The sequence below is a fragment of the Rhizobium sp. L43 genome (genome assembly GCF_002531725.1).
GTDB lineage: Bacteria > Pseudomonadota > Alphaproteobacteria > Rhizobiales > Rhizobiaceae > Rhizobium.
On record NZ_NWSQ01000008.1, the window covers coordinates 105,339 to 128,363 of the forward strand.

At 62.6% G+C, this 23,025-nt stretch carries 13 protein-coding genes; 8 read left to right on the forward strand and 5 right to left on the reverse strand.

Features of this window, described 5'->3' with window-relative positions:
- Nucleotides 1–6,300, reverse strand: coding sequence for a HAMP domain-containing protein (locus CO667_RS12440; protein ID WP_097618659.1), 6,300 nt, complete (start codon nt 6,298–6,300; stop codon nt 1–3).
- A gap of 165 nt (nt 6,301–6,465) precedes the next feature.
- Here CO667_RS12440 and CO667_RS12445 point away from each other — a divergent pair, with 165 nt between their 5' ends.
- The 5 genes from CO667_RS12445 to CO667_RS12465 all read left to right on the forward strand — a co-directional run bounded on the left by CO667_RS12445 (nt 6,466) and on the right by CO667_RS12465 (nt 10,208).
- Nucleotides 6,466–6,918, forward strand: coding sequence for a hypothetical protein (locus CO667_RS12445; protein ID WP_097618660.1), 453 nt, complete (start codon nt 6,466–6,468; stop codon nt 6,916–6,918).
- A 26-nt stretch (nt 6,919–6,944) separates the two neighbouring features.
- Nucleotides 6,945–7,226, forward strand: coding sequence for a hypothetical protein (locus CO667_RS12450; protein ID WP_097613600.1), 282 nt, complete (start codon nt 6,945–6,947; stop codon nt 7,224–7,226).
- 161 nt (nt 7,227–7,387) lie between these two features.
- Nucleotides 7,388–8,413 carry an ABC transporter substrate-binding protein gene (locus CO667_RS12455; RefSeq protein WP_097618661.1) on the forward strand — a complete coding sequence of 342 codons (1,026 nt, stop codon included), beginning with the start codon at nt 7,388–7,390 and terminating at the stop codon, nt 8,411–8,413.
- Nucleotides 8,410–9,450, forward strand: coding sequence for an iron ABC transporter permease (locus tag CO667_RS12460; protein WP_097618662.1), 1,041 nt, complete (start codon nt 8,410–8,412; stop codon nt 9,448–9,450). The genes CO667_RS12455 and CO667_RS12460 overlap by 4 nt, the downstream gene beginning before the upstream one ends.
- The gene (locus tag CO667_RS12465; protein WP_097618663.1) at nt 9,447–10,208 is read left to right on the forward strand and encodes an ABC transporter ATP-binding protein; all 762 of its coding nucleotides are present in this window, start codon (nt 9,447–9,449) and stop codon (nt 10,206–10,208) included. Before CO667_RS12460 ends, CO667_RS12465 begins: the two co-directional genes overlap by 4 nt.
- Nucleotides 10,209–10,221: 13 nt before the next feature.
- Here CO667_RS12465 and CO667_RS12470 read toward each other — a convergent pair whose 3' ends face one another.
- On the reverse strand, nt 10,222–10,689 hold the full coding sequence (locus CO667_RS12470; protein ID WP_097618664.1) for an Lrp/AsnC family transcriptional regulator: 468 nt from the start codon (nt 10,687–10,689) through the stop codon (nt 10,222–10,224).
- A gap of 149 nt (nt 10,690–10,838) precedes the next feature.
- On the opposite strand from CO667_RS12470, the gene CO667_RS12475 reads away from it, so the two are divergent.
- Nucleotides 10,839–12,017 carry an amino acid aminotransferase gene (locus CO667_RS12475; RefSeq protein WP_097618665.1) on the forward strand — a complete coding sequence of 393 codons (1,179 nt, stop codon included), beginning with the start codon at nt 10,839–10,841 and terminating at the stop codon, nt 12,015–12,017.
- 25 nt (nt 12,018–12,042) lie between these two features.
- Nucleotides 12,043–13,671: a thiamine pyrophosphate-dependent enzyme gene (locus CO667_RS12480; RefSeq protein ID WP_097618666.1), complete on the forward strand. Its 1,629-nt coding sequence runs from the start codon at nt 12,043–12,045 to the stop codon at nt 13,669–13,671.
- 20 nt (nt 13,672–13,691) lie between these two features.
- On the opposite strand, the gene glgB is transcribed toward CO667_RS12480, so the two are convergent.
- The 3 genes from glgB to CO667_RS12495 are packed head-to-tail and all read right to left on the reverse strand — an operon-like array spanning nt 13,692 to nt 22,405.
- A complete protein-coding gene (gene glgB / locus CO667_RS12485; RefSeq protein WP_097618667.1) occupies nt 13,692–15,902 on the reverse strand; it encodes a 1,4-alpha-glucan branching protein GlgB in 2,211 nt (736 codons plus the stop codon).
- Nucleotides 15,899–19,180, reverse strand: a complete 3,282-nt coding sequence (gene treS, locus CO667_RS12490) for a maltose alpha-D-glucosyltransferase (RefSeq protein ID WP_097618668.1) — start codon at nt 19,178–19,180, stop codon at nt 15,899–15,901. Before treS ends, glgB begins: the two co-directional genes overlap by 4 nt.
- Complete coding sequence (locus CO667_RS12495; protein WP_097618669.1) at nt 19,181–22,405, reverse strand: alpha-1,4-glucan--maltose-1-phosphate maltosyltransferase; 3,225 nt, start codon at nt 22,403–22,405, stop codon at nt 19,181–19,183.
- Between the two features lie 227 nt (nt 22,406–22,632).
- Here CO667_RS12495 and CO667_RS12500 point away from each other — a divergent pair, with 227 nt between their 5' ends.
- Nucleotides 22,633–22,995 (forward strand): hypothetical protein, encoded by a 363-nt coding sequence (locus CO667_RS12500; RefSeq protein ID WP_097618786.1) that lies wholly within the window; start codon nt 22,633–22,635, stop codon nt 22,993–22,995.
- The last annotated feature ends 30 nt before the right edge of the window (nt 22,996–23,025 follow it).

Sequence of the window (23,025 nt, forward strand, 5' to 3'; positions counted from 1 at the left end):
TCAGCGGTGCAGCCACATGCGCAGAGCCGACAGGAGCTGCTCGGTATTGACCGGCTTTGCCAGGTAGTCCGACGCGCCGGCTTCCAGGCATTTCTCCCGGTCGCCCTTCATCGCCTTCGCCGTCAGCGCCAGGATCGGCAGCCGCCGGAACCGGGGCTCCGAGCGAATGACCTGCATCGTCTCGTAACCGTCCATTCCGGGCATCATGATATCCATCAGCACGATCGCGACCGAGGGTTCGTTGTTGATGACCTCGATGGCCTCACTGCCGGTCGTCGCGGTCAGGACCCTCATTCCCCGGCGCTCCAGCACGCTGCTCAGCGCGAAAATGTTGCGGGCATCGTCGTCTACGAGCAATACGGTCTCGCCGACGAGATCTTCGTCCGAGCTGTGCAGTTCCTGCAGCGTCGCCTGCTTTGCCGCCGGCAGGTCGGCGACGACGCGATGCAGGAACAGCGCCGTCTCGTCGAGCAGACGCTCGGGCGACTCCACACCCTTCACCACAACGCTTCGGGCCATGCTGTGCAGCGTCGCATCTTCCTCAGGCGAGAGCTCCCGGCCGGTGAAGACGACCACCGGCACTTCGCCGATCTCCGCGTCGTCGCGTATCTGCTCCAGCACATCGAAGCCGGACATGTCAGGCAGCGTGAGATCGAGCACGACGCAATCCGGCGGGTCCTGCCTAAGAGCGGCGAGCGCTTCCGATCCGGAACCGACGCTGGTGATGTCGATGTCGTCATGCCCGAGAAGGGCAGTGACACTCATACGCTCGGCCTCATTGTCTTCCACCAGCAGCAATTGTTTGCGGCGCGGCTCGGCGTAGGCTTTCAGCCGCGACAGCGCCTTTCCAAGTCCCTCAGGCGTCGTCGGCTTGCTCATGAAAGCGAAGGCGCCGCGGGTCAGCCCATGCTGGCGGTCCTCGTCGAGACTGATGATCTGGACGGGAATATGCCGCGTCTGCGAATTCTGTTTGAGCTGGCTCAGCACCGTCCAGCCGAGCATGTCGGGCAGGAAGATATCGAGCGAGATCGCCGACGGCTTGTACTCCTGCGCAAGAACAAGCGCATCGCTGCCGCGCATCGCGACCAGCACCTTGAAGCCATTGTCGCGGGCGAGATCGACCAGGACGCGGGCGTAATGCGCATCGTCTTCGACGACGAGCAATACCGAGTCGCCGACCGCTATCCGCTGACGATCGTCTGCGACACGTTCGGCGGGTTTCTCGGCGCGGCGGGCAGCCGCTTCGGCAAATTCCACGACGTTCGCCGGCGTTGGGGCGGGCCTGGGTGCAACCGCACCGGCACCGACATATGTCAGCGGCAGGTAGAGAACGAAGGTGCTGCCGACGCCCGGCGTGCTGCGCAATTGGATCTCGCCGCCGAGCAGGTTCGCCAATTCGCGGCTGATCGCCAGGCCGAGGCCGGTGCCGCCATATTTGCGGCTTGTCGAAGCATCCGCCTGCTGGAACGCCTCGAAAATGATGCGCTGCTTTTCCGGCGGAATGCCGATACCGGTGTCGACGACTTCGAAGGCGATCACCGAAGGCGCATGCCGCAGCGACGGATGATCGGGCGACCAGCCGCTCGTGGCCAACGCGACGCGAAGCGTCACGCCGCCCTGCGCAGTGAATTTGAAGGCATTCGACAGCAAGTTCTTGAGGATCTGCTGCAACCGCTTGGAATCGGTAATGATGCTCTTGGTGACATCGCCGTCGACCTCGACCGCAAACGACAGGCTGCGGTTTTCGGCCTCATGCCGGAACGGCCGGGCCATCATCTCGAGCAGGTTGCTGACGAAGATCTCCTCGGCATCGACCGAGACCGTTCCGGACTCGATCTTCGACAGATCGAGGATATCGCTGATGAGGTTCAGCAGGTCGGTTCCCGCGCCGTGGATGGTCTTGGCGAACTCGACCTGTTTGCCCGACAGGTTGCCATCCGGATTTTCTCCCAGCTGCTGGCCGAGGATGAGGATCGAATTCAAAGGCGTGCGCAGCTCATGCGACATGTTGGCGAGGAATTCGGATTTGTATTTCGATGTCAGCGCGAGCTCGGTTGCCTTTTCCTCGAGCGCACGCCGGGCCTGCTCGATCTCCTGGTTCTTCGCCTCGACTTCAACGTTGCGTTCTTCCAGCTGCTGCGCCTTCTGCCCGAGCTGTTCGTTGGTCTGCTGCAGCTCACGCTGCTGCGTCTGCAGCTCGGCGGCGAGCTGCTGGGATTGCTTGAGCAGGCCTTCGGTCTGCATGGTCGCTTCGATCGAGTTGAGAACGATGCCGATCGATGTCGTCAGTTGGTCGAGGAAGGAGAGCTGCAGCTCGGTGAATTCGCCGGCGGAGGCAAGCTCGATTACCGCCTTCACCTGCCCCTCGAAATGCACCGGCAGCACGATGGCGCTTCTCGGCAGGGTCGTGAATACGCCGGAGCTGATCGGAACGACGTTATCGGGAAGGTCGGTGACCAGGATGCGGCGGGCATCGCTGGCGCACTGGCCGACAAGTCCCTGGCCGAAGTCGAGCCGCAGCGGATGCGCCGCCTCGACGCCTTGCGCATAAACGGAAAGCAGCGACAGGAACGACTGCTCTTCGTCGGCATCCACCTGGTAGATGACACCCTGATGGGCGCCGACCAGAGGCGCCAGCTCCGACAGCAGCATCTTGCCGACCAGCGTCAGATCGCGCTGGCCCTGCAGCATATTGGTGAAGCGCGCCAGGTTGGTCTTCAGCCAGTCCTGCTCGGTGTTGCGCTCCGTCGTCAGGCGCAAATTGTCGATCATCGTGTTGATGTTGTCCTTGAGCTCGGCCACTTCGCCGCGCGCATCGACCTTGATCGAGCGCGTCAGGTCGCCCTTGGTGACGGCGGTCGCCACCTCGGCAATGGCGCGCACCTGCGTCGTCAGATTGGCGGCAAGCAGGTTGACGTTGCCGGTCAGGTCCTTCCAGGTGCCGGCGGTGCCGGGTACGTTCGCCTGGCCGCCGAGGCGGCCTTCGACGCCGACTTCACGCGCCACCGTGGTCACCTGATCGGCGAAGGTCGCGAGCGTGTTGGTCATATTGTTGATGGTTTCGGCAAGCGCTGCCACCTCGCCCTTGGAGGCGACGGTGAGGTTCTGCTTGAGGTCGCCGTTCGCGACCGCCGTCACCACCTTGACGATGCCGCGCACCTGCTCGGTCAGGTTGGCGGCCATGACGTTGACCGTGTCGGTCAGGTCCTTCCAGGTGCCGGCCACACCCGGCACCTGCGCCTGGCCGCCGAGCTTGCCTTCGGTGCCGACTTCGCGGGCAACGCGGGTCACTTCGCCGGCAAAGGCGTTGAGCTGGTCCACCATCGTGTTGATGGTGTTCTTCAGTTCGAGGATTTCGCCCTTCACGTCGACGGTGATCTTGCGCGAAAGGTCGCCGCGCGCCACAGCGGTCGTCACCTCGGCGATGTTTCGCACCTGTGTTGTGAGGTTGGCGGCAAGCAGGTTGACGTTGTCGGTCAGGTCCTTCCAGGTGCCGGCGACGCCGGGAACGACCGCCTGGCCGCCGAGCCTGCCATCCGTGCCGACCTCGCGGGCCACACGCGTTACCTCGCCGGCAAAGGACCGAAGCTGGTCGACCATGGTATTCAAAGTGTCCTTCAGGAGCAGAATTTCGCCGCGCACGTCGACGGTGATCTTGCGCGACAGGTCGCCGTTGGCGATCGCGGTCGCCACTTCGGCGATGTTGCGCACCTGCGCCGTCAGGTTGCCGGCCATCGAATTGACGCTGTCGGTCAGATCCTTCCAGGTGCCGGCGACCCCGGAGACCTGCGCCTGGCCGCCGAGCTTGCCTTCGGTGCCGACTTCGCGGGCAACACGCGTGACTTCGCCGGCAAAAGCGTTGAGCTGATCGACCATCGTGTTGATAGTGTTTTTCAGTTCGAGGATTTCCCCCTTCACGTCGACGGTAATCTTGCGCGAGAGGTCGCCGCGCGCCACAGCCGTCGTCACCTCGGCGATGTTGCGCACCTGGCCGGTGAGGTTAGAGGCCATGGAGTTGACGTTTTCGGTGAGATCCTTCCAGGTGCCGGCGACGCCCGGCACCTGCGCCTGACCGCCGAGCTTGCCTTCGGTTCCCACTTCGCGCGCGACGCGCGTCACCTCAGAGGCGAAGCGGTTCAGCTGGTCGACCATGGTGTTCAGCGTTTCTTTGAGCTCAAGGATTTCGCCAGAAACCGACACCGTGATCTTCTTCGACAGGTCGCCATTGGCGATCGCTGTGGAGACCTCGGCGATGTTGCGCACCTGCGCCGTCAGATTGCCCGCCATGGAATTGACGCTGTCGGTCAGATCCTTCCAGGTGCCGGCGACGCCGAGCACGTTCGCCTGGCCGCCGAGCCGGCCTTCCGTGCCGACCTCGCGCGCCACGCGCGTGACTTCACCGGCAAAGCCGTTGAGCTGGTCGACCATCGTATTGATGGTTTCCTTCAGTTCGAGGATTTCTCCCGACACGGTCACAGTGATCTTCTTGGAAAGGTCCCCCTGGGCGACCGCGGTCGCCACCTCGGCGATGTTGCGCACCTGTCCGGTCAGGTTGGAGGCCATGGAATTGACGCTGTCGGTCAGATCCTTCCAGGTGCCGGCGACGCCGCGCACATTGGCCTGGCCGCCGAGCCGCCCCTCGGTGCCGACTTCGCGGGCGACGCGCGTCACTTCCGAGGCGAAGGCGTTCAGCTGGTCGACCATCGTATTGATGGTTTCTTTCAGTTCGAGGATCTCGCCCTTCACGTCGACGGTGATCTTCTTCGACAGGTCGCCATTGGCAATCGCGGTCGAGACTTCGGCGATGTTGCGCACTTGCGCCGTCAGGTTGCCGCCCATCGAGTTGACGTTTTCGGTCAAGTCCTTCCAGGTGCCGGCCACGCCGCGCACATTGGCCTGGCCGCCGAGCCGGCCTTCCGTCCCGACTTCGCGCGCCACACGCGTCACTTCCGAAGCGAAAGCGTTCAGCTGGTCCACCATCGTATTGATAGTTTCCTTCAGCTCGAGGATTTCGCCCGACACCGTCACGGTGATCTTCTTCGACAGGTCGCCATTGGCGATTGCCGTCGAGACCTCGGCGATATTGCGCACCTGTGCCGTCAAGTTCGAGGCCATGGAATTGACGTTGTCGGTGAGATCCTTCCAGGTGCCGGCGACACCGGGCACCTGGGCCTGGCCGCCGAGGCGGCCTTCGGTGCCGACTTCACGCGCCACGCGCGTCACTTCGCCGGCGAAACCATTGAGCTGATCCACCATCGTGTTGATGGTTTCCTTGAGTTCCAGGATTTCGCCCGAGACGTCGACAGTGATCTTGCGCGAGAGGTCGCCGCGGGCGACCGCCGTCGTCACCTGGGCGATGTTGCGCACCTGGGCCGTCAGATTGCCGCACATGGCGTTGACCGAGTCAGTCAGATCCTTCCAGGTGCCGGCCACACCCGGAACCAGCGCCTGGCCGCCGAGCTTGCCTTCGGTGCCGACCTCGCGGGCGACGCGTGTCACTTCCGAGGCGAAGGAGCGCAATTGGTCGACCATGGTGTTGATCGCTTCCTTGAGCTGCAGGATCTCGCCGCGCACGTCGACGGTGATCTTCTTCGAAAGGTCGCCGTTCGCAACCGCGATCGTCACTTCCGCGATATTGCGCACCTGCGCCGTCAGGTTCGACGCCATCGAGTTCACGCTTTCGGTCAAGTCCTTCCAGACGCCGGTCACCTCGGGCACTTGCGCCTGCCCGCCGAGCTTGCCGTCGGTGCCGACTTCGCGGGCGACGCGCGTCACCTCAGAAGTGAACACGCTCAGCTGCTTGATCATCGTGTTGACGATATCGGCCGAGCGCAGGAATTCGCCTTTCAGCGCCCGCCCGTCGACATCGAGCGGCACGGTCTGCAGCAGGTCGCCCTTGGCAACCGCGGTGATCGTGCGCGTGACCGCCGTCGTCGGCCACAGGAGATCGTCGATCAGGCCGTTGATCGAACCCTCCATTTCAGACCAGGAACCATCCGACAAACCGAAGCGCACCCGCGTGCTCGTTCGCCCGTCCCGACCGACGACCTGGCCGACATGTTCGAGCTGCTGGGCCATGCGTTGATTGGCGGCGATGATGTCGTTGAGAGCGTCGGCGACCTTGCCCGTGACGCCGGTCAGATCCGACCGCATCCGCACGGAAAAATCGCCGCGCCTGACTGCGACAAGGACCTCCAGAAGTGCGCTGGCGTCGTCGAACGCCATCGTCTTGTGGTCGTGCCCATTGATGCTGTCTGGCGTGACGCTATCCCGCGAAAATTCACTGGTTTGATTGCTCACGAAAATCCCCCCTGCTCGACTGGAGATAATTTAGTGCTCGAGTGGAAAAAGGGTATGGCTGAGCCGCGCGGTTGTACAGACCCATATACCGTCAGCCGTAAACTTCGCCTGCGCGGGAACAGTTTCCCGCCGGGCGTCGTTTCCGTCTTGATGATGGAGAGCGACATGTCGAACGTCTCAAGGACAGGCAGGGAAGAGACCAACAACGCGACCAATCCGAACACCTTCGGAAGGTCGGTCGAGAGCCAGGCGCAAATGCAGGATGCGGCGGCGGAGGCGTCACCCGAAACCGGCGGCGAGATGCTCAATATCTACCGGCTGGAACCGATCGCCAAACCCGATGATCCCAGATGGGACAATGCCCCGGGACACGGCATCGTTGTCGTGGCCGCCAGAACCCCGGGCGACGCCAGAATCGTCGCCGCAGCGCGCGAACTCGATTTCATGGAAGTCGATGCGGCGCCCGCCGAGGATGTGACGACGGTCAATGCCAGCGCCTTCCGCGACGACAAGCTCTACACCGTGATCGAGATCGATCGGAACAGACGTGATATAAAGCGGGGTATCCTCGACGGCACGGTCTCGGTCGACACGATCCGACCGGTCGAGGCGGACTAAATCTCGCTCTTCACCTGGGAGTTCCCATGAATACCGCCAATCTGCAGCTCAAAGGCCTGATCATGGCGATGGCCTCGATATGCGACGCCATCGCCGAGAAGGAATTGCTCACGCGCGGGGAAATCGGCGCCGCGCTCTCGAAGGCTCAAAAGGCGATCGAGGAGGACGACGACCACGAGCTTTCCGGCGCCAACCGGGCGGCGATCCTGTTTCCGATCCGCGTGCTGCAGCTTGCCGGCGAAGCCGGCCGCAAAGGCGAAGGAGCCACGTTTTCGGACTATGCCAAGCTCGTGGGAAAACTCACCTGACCAAGCTCAAAGGTTTTGCTTGCGACGTCGGAGATCGTTACTCCGGCCGCAACATCCGGCACTGTCGATTTTTTGCGAAAAGTTGATCATTTTTGTCTTGTTTCCTAGCCGCTCCTGCGGCTATACCCCGGGCGCATATATTCACGCACCGGGATTTCTTCGTGACCAGCCTCAAATCGCTCCTGGCCGCCTGCGGCCTCTCCGCCCTGATCGGCCTTGCCGCAACCCCGTCATTGGCCGGTTCGACCACCTATCCGCTGACGCTGGAAAACTGCGGCGCTGAGGTAACCTTCAAGAAGGCGCCCGAGCGGGCGATCGGCCTCGGCCAGAACAGCGCGGAAATCCTGCTGCTGCTCGGTCTCCAGGATAAGATGGACGGCACCGCCTTCTGGCCGAGCAAGGTTCTGCCGGAGCTCGCCGAGGCCAATGCCAAGGTCAAGCTTCTCACCGTCGAGATGCCGACCTTCGAGTCGATCCTGGCCGAGAATCCCGACTTCGTGGCCGTCGCCCTGCCGAGCCTCGTCGGGCCGAACAGCAAGATCGCCAAGCGTGAGGATTTCGACAAGGTCGGTGTTTCAACCTATCTCTCGCCCAGCACCTGCCTCAGCACCAAGGACGTCAAGGACCAGTATGGCAGCCGCGGCGAGCTGTGGAACATGGATCTTCTCTACAAGGAAATCGACGAACTCTCTGAGATTTTCGACGTTGCCGATCGGGGCCAGGCTGTTATCGCCGACTTCAAGGCGCGTGAGGCCAAGCTTCGCGCGAGCGTTTCCAAGGGCGGCAAGAACCTGTCCTACGTCTTCTGGTTCTCCAGCCCCAGCCCATCAGCCGATGCCTATGTCGGCGGCAAGAACAGCGCCTCCGGCTTCATTGCCGACCTGCTCGGCGGGCATAATGCAATCGACGCGGCAGCGGAATGGCCGACGATCGGCTGGGAAGGCATCATCGCCGCCAATCCCGACGTCATTGTCGTCGCCAGCCTCGACCGCAACCGCTGGGAACTCGACAAGCCCGAGGCGAAGATCAAGTTCCTGAACACCGACCCCGCCGTCAGCCAGATCCCGGCCGTCAAGAACAAGGCGCTCGTCGTCATGGACGGCCAGGCCATGAACCCGACCATCCGCACGATCTACGGCGCCGAGCAGGTAGCCGAGCAGCTGAAGGCGCTCGGTCTGCGGAAGTGACCGACGCAGGCCGTCTCTTCCGGCAGTTGGGGGCGGTCACGGCACTGCTGCTCGCCTCCCTCTGCCTGATCGCGGTCGCCGTCGGCGTCAGCGTCGGGATCGGCGACCTGCCGATTCCGCTGGCGACCACCTTTTCGGCCGTCACCAACCGGCTTGGATGGACCGCCATCGAGCTGAACGGCATCCACGAGACGGTTATCTGGGACTATCGCCTGAGCCGGGCGCTCGTTGCCGCCTTCTGCGGCGCGGGCCTTGCGCTGTCGGGCGCGATCATGCAGTCGCTGCTGCGCAACTCGCTTGCCGAACCCTATGTGCTCGGCATTTCCGCCGGCGCCTCTACCGGCGCCGTCGCGATCGTCATCCTGGGCATCGGCTCGGGCGCGGTCTCGCTCTCATCAGGCGCCTTTGCCGGCGCCTTCGCAGCCTTCTTCTTCGTCGCACTGCTGTCGAACGGCACACGCGGTGGCGCCGACCGCACCATCCTTGCCGGTGTCGCCGCATCGCAGCTCTTCAACGCCTCGACCTCCTATATCGTCACCACCTCGGCCAATGCACAGCAAGCCCGCGACGTCATGTTCTGGCTGCTCGGCAGTTTCGGCGGCGTGCGCTGGCCGGAATTCGCTTTGGTTTCGATCGTCGTCGGGTTCGGTCTCGCCGCCTGTCTGTTCTACGCCCGCGTGCTCGACGCCTTCGCTTTCGGCGACGAGGCGGCATCCTCGCTCGGCGTCAATGTCGGCCGCGCCCGCATGGTGCTCTCCGCGCTAACCGCCATGATGACCGCGACGATCGTCAGCATGGTCGGCTCGATCGGCTTCGTTGGTCTCGTCGTGCCGCATGTCGCCCGCTTCGTCGTCGGGCCGCTGCATATCCGCCTGCTGCCGGCCTGCGCCATCGGCGGAGCGATCTTCATGGTGCTCGCCGACATTGCCGCGCGCGCCCTCATTCCCGGTCAAATCCTGCCGATCGGCGTCGTCACGGCGCTCGTGGGTGTTCCCTTCTTCTCGATCATTCTCTACCGGTTCCAGCGCGCGTCATGAGCATCAAGGCCGACAACCTCACCTGGAAAATTGGCAGGAAGACCATTCTGGACGGCGTTTCCCTGGAGGCGCAGCCCGGCCGTATGCTCGGCCTGCTCGGGCCGAACGGCTCGGGCAAGACCTCGCTGCTGCGGCTTCTCGCCGGCCTGAAGCGGCCGCATTCCGGCCGTGTCACGCTCGACCGCAGCGACATCGGCGCAATCAGCCGCCGCTCGATCGCGAGGCGCATCGCCTTCGTCGAACAGCACGCGACGACGAATGCCAATCTGAAGGTCGTCGACGTCGTCAAACTCGGACGATTTCCGCACCGGTCGATGTTCTCGGGCTGGACGAGGGCCGACGAAGAGGCGGTCGAAAGTGCGCTCGCGCGCGCCGGCATGGCGGAGAAGCGCGACGACCGCTGGCAGAACCTGTCGGGCGGTGAAAAGCAGCGCACTCATATCGCCAGGGCGCTCGCCCAGTCGCCGCAAGAGATGATCCTCGACGAACCCACAAACCACCTCGACATCCAGCACCAGATCGGCCTGATGCGGCTCGTCTCCGGCCTGCCGATCACCAGCATCGTCGCTTTGCACGATCTCAACCACGCGGCCATGTTCTGCGATGAGCTTGTTATCATGCAGCAAGGCAGGATCGTCGCCTCCGGCGCGCCTGAGGACATATTGAGCGAAGACCTCCTGCGCGAGGTCTTTTCCATCGAAGCCCGCATCGAAGCGTCGCCCTACCATTCGCGCCCGCACATCCACTATCTCAAGTAAGAGCGCGCGCTTCTCACGTCACGATCTGCAGCGGCAAAGCGGTGGTCTTTTTCAGTGTCCTGAGAACGATGCTTGACTTGACCAACGCCAGATTGTCGGTGACACGGATCATCCTTTCGAGAAACTGGCTGAGATGTTCGAGGTCGCGCGTCATCACCTTCATCAGAAAGTCGGCGTCACCGGTCTGCGAATAACACTCCAGAATCTCCGGCGCGGTCTCGATGAAGCGATGAAGCTGCTCGTTTCCGCCTTCGGTATGTGCTCTCAAGCTGACAAGCGTATGAGCGACGACCGTGAAACCCAGTTTTGCGGGGTTGAGGATGGCGACGACGCTCTGGATATATTGCTCGTTGCGCAGCCTTTCCAAACGACGTGCGCATTGGGTCGCGGAGAGATTGACCTTCTGAGACAGTTCGCTCTGTGTCAGCTCGCTGTTTTGCTGGAGTGCGGCAAGCAGTTTGATATCGAACTGGTCAAGCATGGCCCCTCCGAGATGGTGAATTTCTGCGCATCATAGTCGGATTGCGCCGATTGTCTGCACGCTTCCATCGCTACAGGAGGAAAATCGCAGAAATTCGGCATGACACTTCAGTTAATCTCCGACCCAGGATAGAGGAAACGAGGTGACTTGTGTTTAATGAACTGAACAACCGGCCGGCCGACAGCCTGCTTGCACTCATCAAGGCATTTCAGGCTGACGAGCGCTCGGGAAAGATCGACCTCGGCGTCGGGGTCTATCGCGACGCCAGGGGACGCACGCCGGTCATGCGCGCCGTCAAGGCAGCCGAGCAGTTCCTCCTAGAGAACCAGGACAGCAAGAAATATCTCGGCCCGGAAGGCGACCTGCAATTCGTGCGCCTGCTTGAGCCGATTATTTTCGGCGCATCGCCTAATTTCGCCAACCGCCTCGTGGGCATTCAGACGCCGGGTGGAAGCGGCGCGCTGCGTCTCGGCGCCGAGCTCATCCAAACGGCCAACCCGGCAGCAACGGTTCTGCTGGGGACGCCGAGCTGGCCAAATCACGCGCCGATCTTCGGTTCGGCGCGCTTGCCGGTCAAGCAATACGCCTTCGTCGATCTGGCCTCACAGCAGGTGACATTCGAAAGCGTCATCGCCGCCTTGTCTTCTGCTCGGGAAGGCGACGTCGTGCTGCTGCATGGTTGCTGCCACAACCCGACGGGGATCGATTTCACCATGGAGCAGTGGCAAGAGATTACCGATCTCCTCGTTGCGCATCGGCTGGTGCCCTTCATCGATCTTGCCTATCAGGGCCTTGGTGACGGCCTCGAACAGGATGCCGCTCCGACGCGCATGGTCCTCGACGCGGTCGACGAGGCGCTGATCGCCTACTCCTGCGACAAGAACTTCGGCCTCTACCGCGAGCGCGTCGGCGCGCTCTATGTCATGGCCCGCAATGGGGATGATCTCCGGAAGGCCGAAAGCAACATGGCGGCTCTCGCCCGTGTGAACTGGTCGATGCCGCCCGACCATGGGGCCGCCATCGTCCGGGCCATTCTCGAAAGCCCGGAGATGACGGCGATATGGCGCGCCGAGCTCGAAGTAATGTGCCTGCGCGTCAACGGCAATCGTGCGGCGCTGGCCGCTGCCTCTCCCGATCTCGCCTTTATCAGCCGGCAACGCGGGCTGTTTTCCAATCTCTCCATGCGAAAAGAAACGGCGATCGCGCTCAGGGCAAACCACGGCATCTACATGGCGGATTCCGGGCGCATGAACCTTGCCGGCATGCAGCCGGCCGACGCCGGCGCCATCGTCACGGCACTTCGCGCCGAAGCCTGCCTGAAATCATAACCGAACGCACCATCGGAGCCTCCAAATGAGCAGGAAAGAAACGACCGGCCAGGCGATCACCCGTTCGCTTGTCGCCCATGGGATCGACACGGTCTTCGGCATCCCCGGCGCCCACATGTACGATTTCAACGACGCCCTTTATGGCGCCGGCGATAAAATCCGGTTCATTCATACCAGGCACGAACAGGGCGCCGGATACATGGCCTACGGCTATGCCAAATCCACCGGCAGGATCGGCGCCTATACGGTCGTGCCCGGCCCGGGTGTTCTCAATTCTGGTGCGGCCCTCTGCACCGCCTACGGCGCCAACGCGCCGGTTCTCTGCGTTACCGGCAACATCATGTCCCACCTGATCGGCCAGGGCAGAGGACAGTTGCACGAATTGCCGGATCAGCTCGCCACGATGCGCGGGATCACGAAGACGGCCGAACGCATCGATCACCAGTCCGAAACCGGCCCCGTCATATCAGGGGTCATCGGCAAGATACTCTCCGGCCGTCAGGGCCCAGGAGCGGTCGAAGCGCCGTGGGATGTGTTTGGACGATCCGGTCCCGAGGTCGATCTTCCCATCGGAGTGAGGGCGCCTCATCCGGCCGTCAACTCAGACGAGATCGCCGCCGCGGCGGCGCTGATTTCAGGCGCCCGGAATCCGATGATCATGGTCGGCGGCGGCGCAGCAGATGCGGGAGCCGAGATCGCAGCCCTGGCAGAACTGCTGCAGGCGCCTGTGACGTCCCACCGCTCCGGCAAGGGCATCGTCGCCGACGACCACCCGAACTATCTGAATTTCGTCGCCGCCTATGAATATTGGAAGAAGGTAGACGTGCTGATCGGGATCGGCAGCCGGCTCGAATTGCAGTTCATGCGATGGAAGTGGCTTCCCAAAGATCTCAAGGTCATCCGCATCGATATCGATCCGACCGAGATGGTCCGCCTCAAGCCCGATGTCGGCGTCGTCGCGGATGCGAGGGATGGAACGCAGGCGCTGATCGATGCCCTGGCCGGGTCCGGCCGCGAGGACCGCACGCGCGAATTCGCCGAGCTCAACGAAGAGGCCCGGTCTTGCTTCCAGGCGGCGCAGCCGCAGCTCGCCTATCTCAATGCCATCCGCGAGGCTCTCCCGAGGGACGGCTTCTTCGTCGAGGAAATCTGCCAGATGGGCTTTACCGCCCGGTTTGCATTCCCGGTCTACGGCCCTCGCCAGTACGTGACATGCGGTTATCAGGACAATCTGGGTTTCGGCTTCAACACGGCCTTGGGGGTCAAAGTCGCCCATCCCGACAAATCAGTTATTTCTATCTCAGGCGATGGCGGCTTCCTGTTCGGCGTTCAGGAACTTGCCACCGCCGTCCAGCACAAGATCAACGTCGTCGCGGTCGTCTTCAACAATTCCGCCTACGGCAATGTGCTGCGCGACCAGAAACAGACCTATAAGGGCCGTTATCTTGGCTCGGACCTCACCAATCCGGACTTTACAGCCCTTGGCGAGAGCTTCGGCATTCGATCGTTCAGGGTGACGAGCCCCGGCGAATTGAAAGAGGCGCTCGAAAAAGCTCTATCTCTCGATGAACCCGTTTTGATCGAAGTTCCCATCGAAAAGGGATCCGAGGCGAGCCCCTGGCCCTTCATTCATCCGGCTCCGCACGCAGGGTGACCAGAGGGCCTTGAGCCTTCTCACGGCGATGGTCCCTTGAGAAAGACCGTCGCCAGCGGCGGCAGCGTCAGTGACAGAGAGACGGGCCTGCCGTGGGTGGGTATGGGTTCGCTCGAGAGCGCGCCGTTGACGAGACCCGCGCCGCCATATTCCCGGGCATCCGTCGTGATCTGCTCGACCCACACACCATCCCGAGGCACGCCGATCCTGTAGCCGTAACGCGGCACCGGCGTGAAATTCGAGACGACGAGGACGGACGAGGCGCGATCCGGGGCATAACGCAGTATGCCGAGAACGGAATTGACGGCATCGTCGGCGGTCGCCCATTCGAAGCCCTCGGGATGAAAATCGCCGAACTGTAAGGCCGGCTCCTCTCCGTAAAAGCTATTGAGATCCTTGACCAGCCGCTGAATCCCCGCATGCTGAGGTCGGTCCAGCACATCCCAGGTCACCGAACCGTCATGGTTCCACTCACCCGGCTGGGCGATTTCGCTTCCCATGAACAGGAGCTTCTTGCCGGGATGGCCCCACATGAAGCCGAGATAGCTGCGCAGATTGGCGAATTTCTGCCACTCGTCGCCCGGCATCTTGGTGAGCAGCGAGCCCTTTCCGTAAACCACCTCGTCATGGGAAATCGGCAGCATGAAGCGCTCGGAATAGGCATAGAGCATGCCGAAGGTCATCGTGCCATGATGATGGCTGCGATAGACCGGATCCTTCTCGATATAACTCAGGCTGTCATGCATCCAGCCCATGTTCCATTTGATGTCGAACCCCAGCCCGCCCTGCTCCGGCGGCTTCGTCACGCCTGGCCAGGCCGTCGATTCCTCGGCGATGACAATCGCATGCGGGCAGCGCTCGTGAATGATGCTGTTCAGGTGCTTGAAGAATTCGACCGCTTCCAGATTCTCGCGGCCACCATAGCGGTTGGGAATCCATTCGCCTTCGTTGCGGCTGTAGTCGCGGTAGAGCATCGAGGCAACGGCATCGACGCGCAGACCGTCGATATGGTAGCGCTCTAGCCATTCCAGGGCGCTGGCGATCAGGAAGCCTTTCACCTCGTTGCGGCCGAGATTGTAGATCAGCGTGTTCCAATCGCCGTGAAAGCCTTCGCGCGGATCTTCGTGTTCGTAGAGCGCCGTGCCGTCGAAGCGGGCAAGCCCCCAGACGTCTGTGGGAAAATGGGCCGGCACCCAGTCGAGGATGACGCCGAGCCCGGCGCCATGGCAGCGGTCGACGAAATAGGCGAGATCCTCGGGCGTCCCATATCGGCCGGTGGGCGCAAACAGGCCAAGCGGCTGATAACCCCAGGATCCGCCGAACGGATACTCCATGATCGGCAGCAGCTCGATATGGGTAAAACCCATGTCGCGGGCATAGGGAACGAGGCGCTGGCTGAGCTCGACCCAGTCAAGCGACCTGTTGCCGTCCTTCTGGTCGCGAAGCCAGGAACCGGCGTGCACCTCATAGACGGAGAATGCGCCCTCCAGCCTGTCTTGCCTGGATCGTCCTTTCATCCAGCCGTCATCGCTCCATCGAAACGGCGTCGACGATGCGACGATGGATGCGGTGGAAGGTGCAGCCTCGCTCGCCCTCGCCACCGGATCGGCCTTCTGCGACAGGCAGGTCCCCTGTGCATCGACGATCTCGAACTTGTATCTTTCGCCGGGGGCGAGGCGGGGAATAAACAGTTCCCAGACACCCGCCGACGGTCTCAGCCGCATTGGACTTCGCCGCCCATCCCAGGCGTTGAAATCGCCGACGACCGAGACGCGGCGCGCATTCGGGGCCCAGACGGCGAAACGGACGCCTGTTATGCCGTCGATCGACATATCAACCGCGCCGAGCGTCCGGCTCAGGCTGTAGTGGGTGCCCTCCGCTATCAGATGGAGGTCGAGCTCGCCGAGGAGCAGACCGAAACTATAGGGGTCCTCGGTGATCTGGACCGCATCCGGCCAGGTAATCCGCAGCCGGTATCCGCTCCTCGAGGCGGCCGCCGCCGCAAACAGACCGGACGGATGGGCGATGCTGAAAGGCGTTATCACCCGACCGCTCGCCGCCTCGATGAGATCGACCGCTTCGGCGCCGGGCAGATAGACCCGTACGATCGTCATGCCGCCGCTTTCGTGGGGACCGAGGATCGAGAAGGGATCGCCATGGCGCCCCTCGATCAAGGCCCATAACGCATCCTGTCCGATGCCTGAGAGAAGTTCCGAACGTTCAACATTCATGCCTTGACCCCCGCCAGACGCGATACGATTTCGGTAAGGCCGGATAGTGGGATCGGTAGCCATTTCGGCCTGTTGCGGGCTTCATAGGCGATCTCGTAGGCGGCCTTTTCGAGAAGAAAGGCATCGAGAACCCTCCGTCTTTGATCGGTTGACATGTCAAGCTCCTTCGATACGGAGACCGCCTGCGAATAGGCATCGAGAAAGGCCTCCTCGGCATGACGCCCGAAGCGGGCGATGGCGTCGCGGCGGACTTCATTCTCGTGTTCGATGACCGCATCATTGTCGAGCTGGGCGGTGGCCACGAGATAGCTCAGCGATCTCAAAAGCCCGGCGACATCGCGCAGCGGGTTGGTCTTGGCCCGGCGCTCGGCCAGGTTTTTCGCGGGCTCGCCCTCGAAATCGATAATGACGGCATCGCCCTCGCTGACGAGGATCTGACCGAGATGGAAATCGCCATGCGTGCGGGTCATCAGCGTATGGCGGGCGCTCTCCGCCAGCGTCGCAGCGAGCTCGACGAGCTCGGAACGACGCGCGAGAAGCGGGGCTGCGAGCAGGTCGATCGCGGGATCGGCATTCTCCTCGCGTTCTGCCAGTTTCGACATGGCATAGGCGACCTCGCCGGCAACGGCCTTTTTCATCGCCTCGACCTCGCTGTCGCCTGCGACCACCGCGCTGAAGGCCTCGTCCCCGGTCTCCCCGGCAAGTACGACATGCAGCTCGCCGAGCCGAAGGCCGACCATCGCGACGAAGCTGATCAGCGGCCGGAAGACGTCGTCGCCCGGTTGAACCGCCGGGTCATTCAGCACGAGTTCGTCTGCTCCACGGCGCAGATTGTTCAACATCCAGTTCCAGGCATCGCCCTGATTGCGGATTGCGCCCTGGACGATGATCAATGTCGAACGGCGTCCGCTGGAATCGGTATGTGCGACCTCGCCGAGCAGGGGCGCCGTGTGGTCATAGCCGGCGCGGGTGAGATAGCGCGTCATCTCGACCTCCGGATGAATACCGGGAAAGATGTGCCTGATTAGCTTGATCATCGCGAGGTCGCCGACGATCAGCGAGCTGTTGGACTGCTCGGCCGAGAGCCAATGGACCGGAAGCTCGTCGGTGATTTCGAGCCGGTCGAGCCGCTCGGTGCCGAGAAATTCAAGCGTGCCGGTGCGGCCGGTGGTCCGCGAGCGGTCTCCAAGCCCCCGCAGGATGCCGCGCGCCATCGCCTCCACGGCAAATCCGTCCGTCAGGAAGCCGACGCGCCGGCCTTGGCGCACCCGTCCGAGGGCAAGCTGCTGGGTCAGCACGGAGGGTTGGGCATCGTCCCAGGCGACCGCCAGCGGCAGCTGATAGGATTCGCTGTGGTTCGGCAGCACAGCTTCCAATTCGCCGAGGACGATACCGTCGGCATAAGGGATCGGCGTTGCGGAGATCAGCCGTGCCGCCTGAAGCGCCTGGTCCTTCGCCCCGAACCACCGCCGTTTGGCGAGATAGGCAGGCAGGATTTCAGTGCTGAGGACGCGCGCGAGCTTGGGTTCATCGACAAGATCGAGCAGGCCGCGGCGGATCACCATGGTCACCAGATCGGGAAGCTGCTCCGGCGGCGCGGTGCGCCATGCCGGCGGGTCGGCATCGGCCTCCAATTGGAACCAGAAGAAGCCGTAGGGCGGCAATGTCAGCAGATAGGTCAGCTGACCGATCGGCGGAAAGGGCGACATGCCGGTCAATTCGATCGGCACGCGGCCCTCGAAGCTCGATAGGTCGAGTTCGACGGCCTGTGGCAGCCGCGAGAGATTTGCGACGCAAAGCAGGGTCTCGCCTTCATATTCCCGGAGGTAGGCAAGGATCTTGCGATTCTCCGGAGAGAGAAACCGCAGCGAACCACGCCCGAAAGCTGGATGCCTGCCGCGCAGCGCCAGCATCTTGCGCGTCCAGTTGAGCAGCGAATGGGCGTCTGTGCTCTGCGCCTCGACGTTGACGGCCTCGAAACCGTAGAGCGGGTCGGCGACCGGCGGCAGGACGAGACGCGCCGGATCGACCCTAGAGAAGCCGCCATTGCGGTCCGGAGACCATTGCATCGGCGTCCTCACCCCATCGCGGTCGCCGAGATAGATATTGTCCCCCATGCCGATCTCGTCGCCGTAATAGATGACAGGCGTTCCCGGCATCGACAGAAGCAGCGCGTTCATCAGCTCGATCCGCCGCCGGTCGCGCTCCATCAGCGGCGCCAGGCGCCGCCTGATGCCGAGATTGATGCGGGCGCGCTTGTCGGACGCATAGGTCTCCCAGAGATAGTCCCGCTCGGCGTCGGTCACCATTTCGAGCGTCAGTTCGTCGTGGTTGCGAAGGAAGATCGCCCATTGGCAGTTGTCGGGAATCTCCGGCGTCTGGCGCAGGATGTCGGTGATCGGGAACCGGTCCTCCTTGGCGATCGCCATATACATCCGCGGCATCAGCGGGAAGTGGAAGGCCATGTGGCATTCGTCGCCCTCCCCGAAATATTCGCGCGTGTCCTCCGGCCATTGATTGGCCTCGGCAAGCAGCATCACGCCGGGATGGGTGGCGTCGAGAGCGGCGCGGATGCGCCTGAGGATTGCATGGGTTTCCGGCAGGTTTTCGTTGATCGTGCCCTCGCGCTCGACGAGGTAGGGGATCGCATCGAGACGAAATCCGTCTATGCCGGTTTCCAGCCAGAAGCGCATCACCCTCAGCAATTCCTCCATGACGAGGGGGCTGTCGAAATTCAGGTCGGGTTGATGGGAATAGAAGCGGTGCCAGTAATAGGCGCCGGCAACCGCGTCCCATGTCCAGTTGGATTTTTCCGTGTCGATGAAAATGATCCGCGTTTCCGGAAATTTCTGATCACTATCGGACCAGACGTAGAAGTCGCGCTCCGGCGATCCCGCCGGGGCCTGGCGGGCGCGCTGGAACCAGGGATGCTGATCGGAGGTGTGGTTGATGACGAGCTCGATGATGACGCGGATATTGCGCCGGTGGGCAGCGTCGACGAAAGCACGGAAGTCCTCCACCGTCCCGTAATCGGGGCTGACATTGCCATAGTCGGCAATGTCATAGCCGTCGTCGCGGCGCGGAGAGGGAAAGAACGGCAGGAGCCAGATGGCATTGACGCCGAGGGCTGCGATGTGATCGAGTTTCTGGTGCAGGCCGGCAAAGTCGCCGACCCCGTCGCCATTGGCGTCGTAGAACGACTTGATGTGCAGCTGATAGATGATCGCATCCTTGTACCAGAGCGGCTGCTCGATACCATCGGGGTTCATCGTGTCCATTCATGCCTCCGCTGCTCGAACGCGCCAGATCGCAAAGGGCAGAATCTCAGGGTTTAGGCTGACGGTCTGCCTTTTGCCGGTCCATTTGAAACGATGCCCGCCGATCAGATCCTCGGCATCCAGCGTGCCGTCGTCGCCGAGCGACCAGTGCCAGAGCGGCAGTTCGACATCGCTTTGCTGAAAATTGTGGGGGTCGAGGCTGATGGCGATGAGCAGGACATTGTCGCGGGCCTTGCTTGCCTTCTCGAAGAAAAGGATATTGTCATTCCACGCATTCAGCAGCGTCAGCCCGAGATGCGAATGCAGCGCGGTGTTTTCGTTCCTGATGCGGTTGAGCGTCCTGATTTCGGCAATGATATTGCCCGGCCGGTCGTAGTCCCAGGCGCGGATCTCGTACTTCTCGCTATCGGCATATTCCTTGCGCTTGGCATCCGGGCGCCCCTCGCAAAGTTCGAAACCATTATAGACGCCCCATAATCCAGACAGCGTGGCGGCAAGGGCCGCACGGATCAGGAAGGCCGGGCGCGGCGCGTTCTGCAGGAAATCCGGATTGATATCATGGGTGTTGACGAAGAAATGCGGCCGGAAGAACTCCTTCGCCGCCGTCTCGGTCAGCTCCCGCATATATTGCTCAAGCTCCCACTTGGCATTGCGCCAGGTGAAGTAGGTGTAGGACTGAGAGAAGCCGATCTTCGCCAGCCGGTACATGACCTTCGGCTTGGTGAAGGCCTCCGACAGGAAAACGACATCGGGGTGACGCGCCCGGATATCGCCGATCAGCCATTCCCAGAACGGGAAAGGTTTCGTGTGCGGATTGTCGACGCGAAAGAGCTTGACGCCCTGGTCCACCCAAAGCTGGACGACATCTCGGATTTCCACCCAGAGCGAAGGCAGCGCATCTTTTGTGTAGAAATCGACGTTGACGATATCCTCGTATTTCTTCGGCGGGTTTTCGGCATATTTGATCGTGCCGTCGGGACGCCAGTCGAACCAGCCGGGATGCTCCTTCAGCCAGGGGTGATCCGGCGACGCCTGGATTGCGAGGTCGAGAGCGATCTCCAGGCCATGCCGGCTTGCCGCCTCGACCAGCCGGCGGAAATCCTCGAACTCGCCGAGCTCGGGATGAATGGCATCGTGGCCGCCGTCCTCGGAGCCGATGGCATAGGGGCTGCCGGGATCATCAGGCGCGGCCTTCAGGCTGTTGTTGCGGCCTTTCCGGTTGGTCGATCCGATCGGATGAATCGGCGGGAAATAGAGCGCATCGAAGCCCATGTCGCGGATGGCGGGCAATCTCGATATAACGTCGTCGAAGGTGCCGTGCCGGTCCGGATCGCCGCTCTGCGAGCGCGGGAAGATCTGGTACCAGCTGGCAAAAGCCGCCGCCTTGCGCTCGGCATCGACGGCGCTTGCCCCTGAGCGAAGCCGAAACGGCCGCCTGTCCGCCCTGTTCATCAATTCGAATGTCTCGGCATCGAGCAGGATCGCCGTGCGCTCGGCATCGGACGCCCGTTCGAGACTGTCGGCGAGGGCCTTCAATTCGGTGCGGAGCGCGGCACCCGCATGTGTCTCGGCCGAGCGGACGAGGTTCAGCCCCTCCTGCAGTTCGAGCTTCAGGTCCAGCCTGGCGTCGTGTTTCTTCGTCAGTTCATAGCGAAAGATCGCAAATGGGTTTTTCCACGCCTCGACGGCGAACTCATAACGTCCGGTGCGCTCCAGCAGGAATTCGGCGCGCCAGCGGTCGTTTTCGACCAGCTGCATCTCCGTCTCGTTCCAGTCCGCCGCATCGACCGGCCGCCAGAGCAGGATCGCCGCGATCGGGTCATGGCCGTCGGCGACTATGTCAGCCTCGACGGTGACGATGTCGCCGGCCACCCGCTTGACGGGGAAGCGCCCGTCATCGACCCGCGGCATGATGTTTTCGATGGCAAGCCGCGCCGAGGCGACCGCCTGCTCGATCTCGAGGATCGGCCGGGCTGTGATCGGCGCCGGCGCCTTGCATTCGACCACCCGGGTCTCCCCTGCCCGCAGCCGTAGCGCCGCGCCATCGGCTGCGACGGGAAGAAAACCCGAAGCCGCTTCGCGAAGTGCGGTCACCGGCGCCGGCGCACTTTTCCGGAGGTCCCTGTTGAGCAGGATGAACCGCACATTCCCCGCGCTGCGCAGGTCTTCGGCCTCGGACTGCAGCAGTGCCGAGACCGGGCCATTGGCGTTGCGGATCAGCCGAAGCGATGCGGCATGCGCATGCGGGTTCTTGCCGATCTCGGTGTTCGCAAGGCGAATTTCCGAGCAGAGATCGAAAGCGAGGTCATGGCGCAGGCCCCGCAGGCCGGCTGCATTCCCATGGGTCGGATCGAGCGGCGTGGCTGCGCCATATTCGAAGCCCATCGGAACCATCAGGCCGCCGCCGAGCGTGGCGGCAAGGCGCAGCGCCCTGGTGGCGCGCCGTTCGAGGATTTCGCGGCTCTCGGTTCCGTGCGCAATCCGCCTGGCGAATGGCGGTTCCGGAAAAGCGATCTGCCAGCCGAGCGGCGCCTGGATGCGGTATTCCTCGATGAACCATCTCTCGTCGAAATCCCACCAGGCCATCGATGAAAAGCAGCCGTCGAAGCCTGTATTCTTGACCGCGTCCCTCGCCCCAAAATCAGTGCCGGGCGTCCAGGCGAGGAATTGCGCTTCTGCCTTCTCGCGCACCGCCGAAATCAGCGATTTGAAAACCGCCGGCGCAATGCGGTCGATGCCGAGCGCCCGGTAGCCGGAGACGCCGAGATCGGTCAGCAGTCGCAGCCGTTCGGTCCATTCCGCCGACAGTTGCGATTGGCGCTCCGCCTCTATCACCGATATCGGGTCTTCCGGGTCCAACGGCGAGCGCCGGGGGTCGACGGGATGAAAGCCCGCATGTGGATCCCGGGCTTTGCCGTCGAGCATCAGGTCCATCATCAAGGCGACACCGCTTTCGCGGGCGGCCGCCGCCAGACGCCCGACCCCATCCTCGACCTCGCTTCCGAGTGATAGCTCAGGATCGAGGCAATCCAGGTCCTGGGAGACAAAGACGCTGCGCTCCCCGCCCCGGTCGAAGAGAGGTGCGGTCAGCACACGGTCGAAATCCATCTCCGCGGCGTGGTCGAAAACCTCGCGCCACGCATCGATACCCTGAAGAAGGAGTGGATTGACGTAATAAATCCGCGGTGGGGTGCTCAACACACCCTGGTTTGGAGAGAATGACATCGGCCGCCGCCTCGATTTGCTTTAGAGGCAAACTTCTGTTGGCGGAGGTTGTTCCACCGAAACTGGCAATTCGCGATGCGCCATATCCCGTCGGCCGCATTGCCGCGGCTTGGATGAGACGTGTTCCAAGCGCTCGCGCTGCAGAGAGGCCTTGAAGATTCGCGCTATCTTTGGGTAGTCTTGCGCCTCCCGGGAGGGTGACCCATTTGACTGCTGACGGCGCACCATTGCTTCGATCGATACTCTTTAGCGCCGCCCTGTCGGCTTGCGCCTTGTGCCTGGCTTCCTGGAGCATCGAGACCGATCACTCCACGGAGGAGACGCATGGCCTGTTCGAAATCCGCGAGGAGGCCAGGCGCTTCATTTCGCAGGAGAACGCCAAGGGACCTCAGCAATGGGAGGTGCTGGAACCCAACCTGAAGACGCTGGTTCCCCGATGTGCGGTCCCGCTGGAAACACAGTGGACGCCGAAGAGCCTTGGCCGCTCGAAACCGAGCGTCATGGTGATCTGCACGGCCGCCGTGCCGAACTCTGTGATGAAAGATTGGGATGTCCATGTTCCCGTGGAGCGGAAGCCGAAGGCGGAATGAACGTCCGATGACGGCCATCGCAAATGCCAG

Excerpts from the sequence above, each read along its gene's own strand:
- CO667_RS12445 (WP_097618660.1), top strand. The coding sequence starts at position 6,466 with ATGTCGAACGTCTCAAGGACAGGCAGGGAAGAGACCAACAACGCGACC.
- CO667_RS12450 (WP_097613600.1), top strand. The coding sequence starts at position 6,945 with ATGAATACCGCCAATCTGCAGCTCAAAGGCCTGATCATGGCGATGGCC.
- CO667_RS12465 (WP_097618663.1), top strand. The coding sequence starts at position 9,447 with ATGAGCATCAAGGCCGACAACCTCACCTGGAAAATTGGCAGGAAGACC.
- CO667_RS12470 (WP_097618664.1), bottom strand. The coding sequence starts at position 10,689 with ATGCTTGACCAGTTCGATATCAAACTGCTTGCCGCACTCCAGCAAAAC.
- CO667_RS12480 (WP_097618666.1), top strand. The coding sequence starts at position 12,043 with ATGAGCAGGAAAGAAACGACCGGCCAGGCGATCACCCGTTCGCTTGTC.
- glgB (WP_097618667.1), bottom strand. The coding sequence starts at position 15,902 with ATGAATGTTGAACGTTCGGAACTTCTCTCAGGCATCGGACAGGATGCG.
- treS (WP_097618668.1), bottom strand. The coding sequence starts at position 19,180 with ATGGACACGATGAACCCCGATGGTATCGAGCAGCCGCTCTGGTACAAG.
- CO667_RS12495 (WP_097618669.1), bottom strand. The coding sequence starts at position 22,405 with ATGTCATTCTCTCCAAACCAGGGTGTGTTGAGCACCCCACCGCGGATT.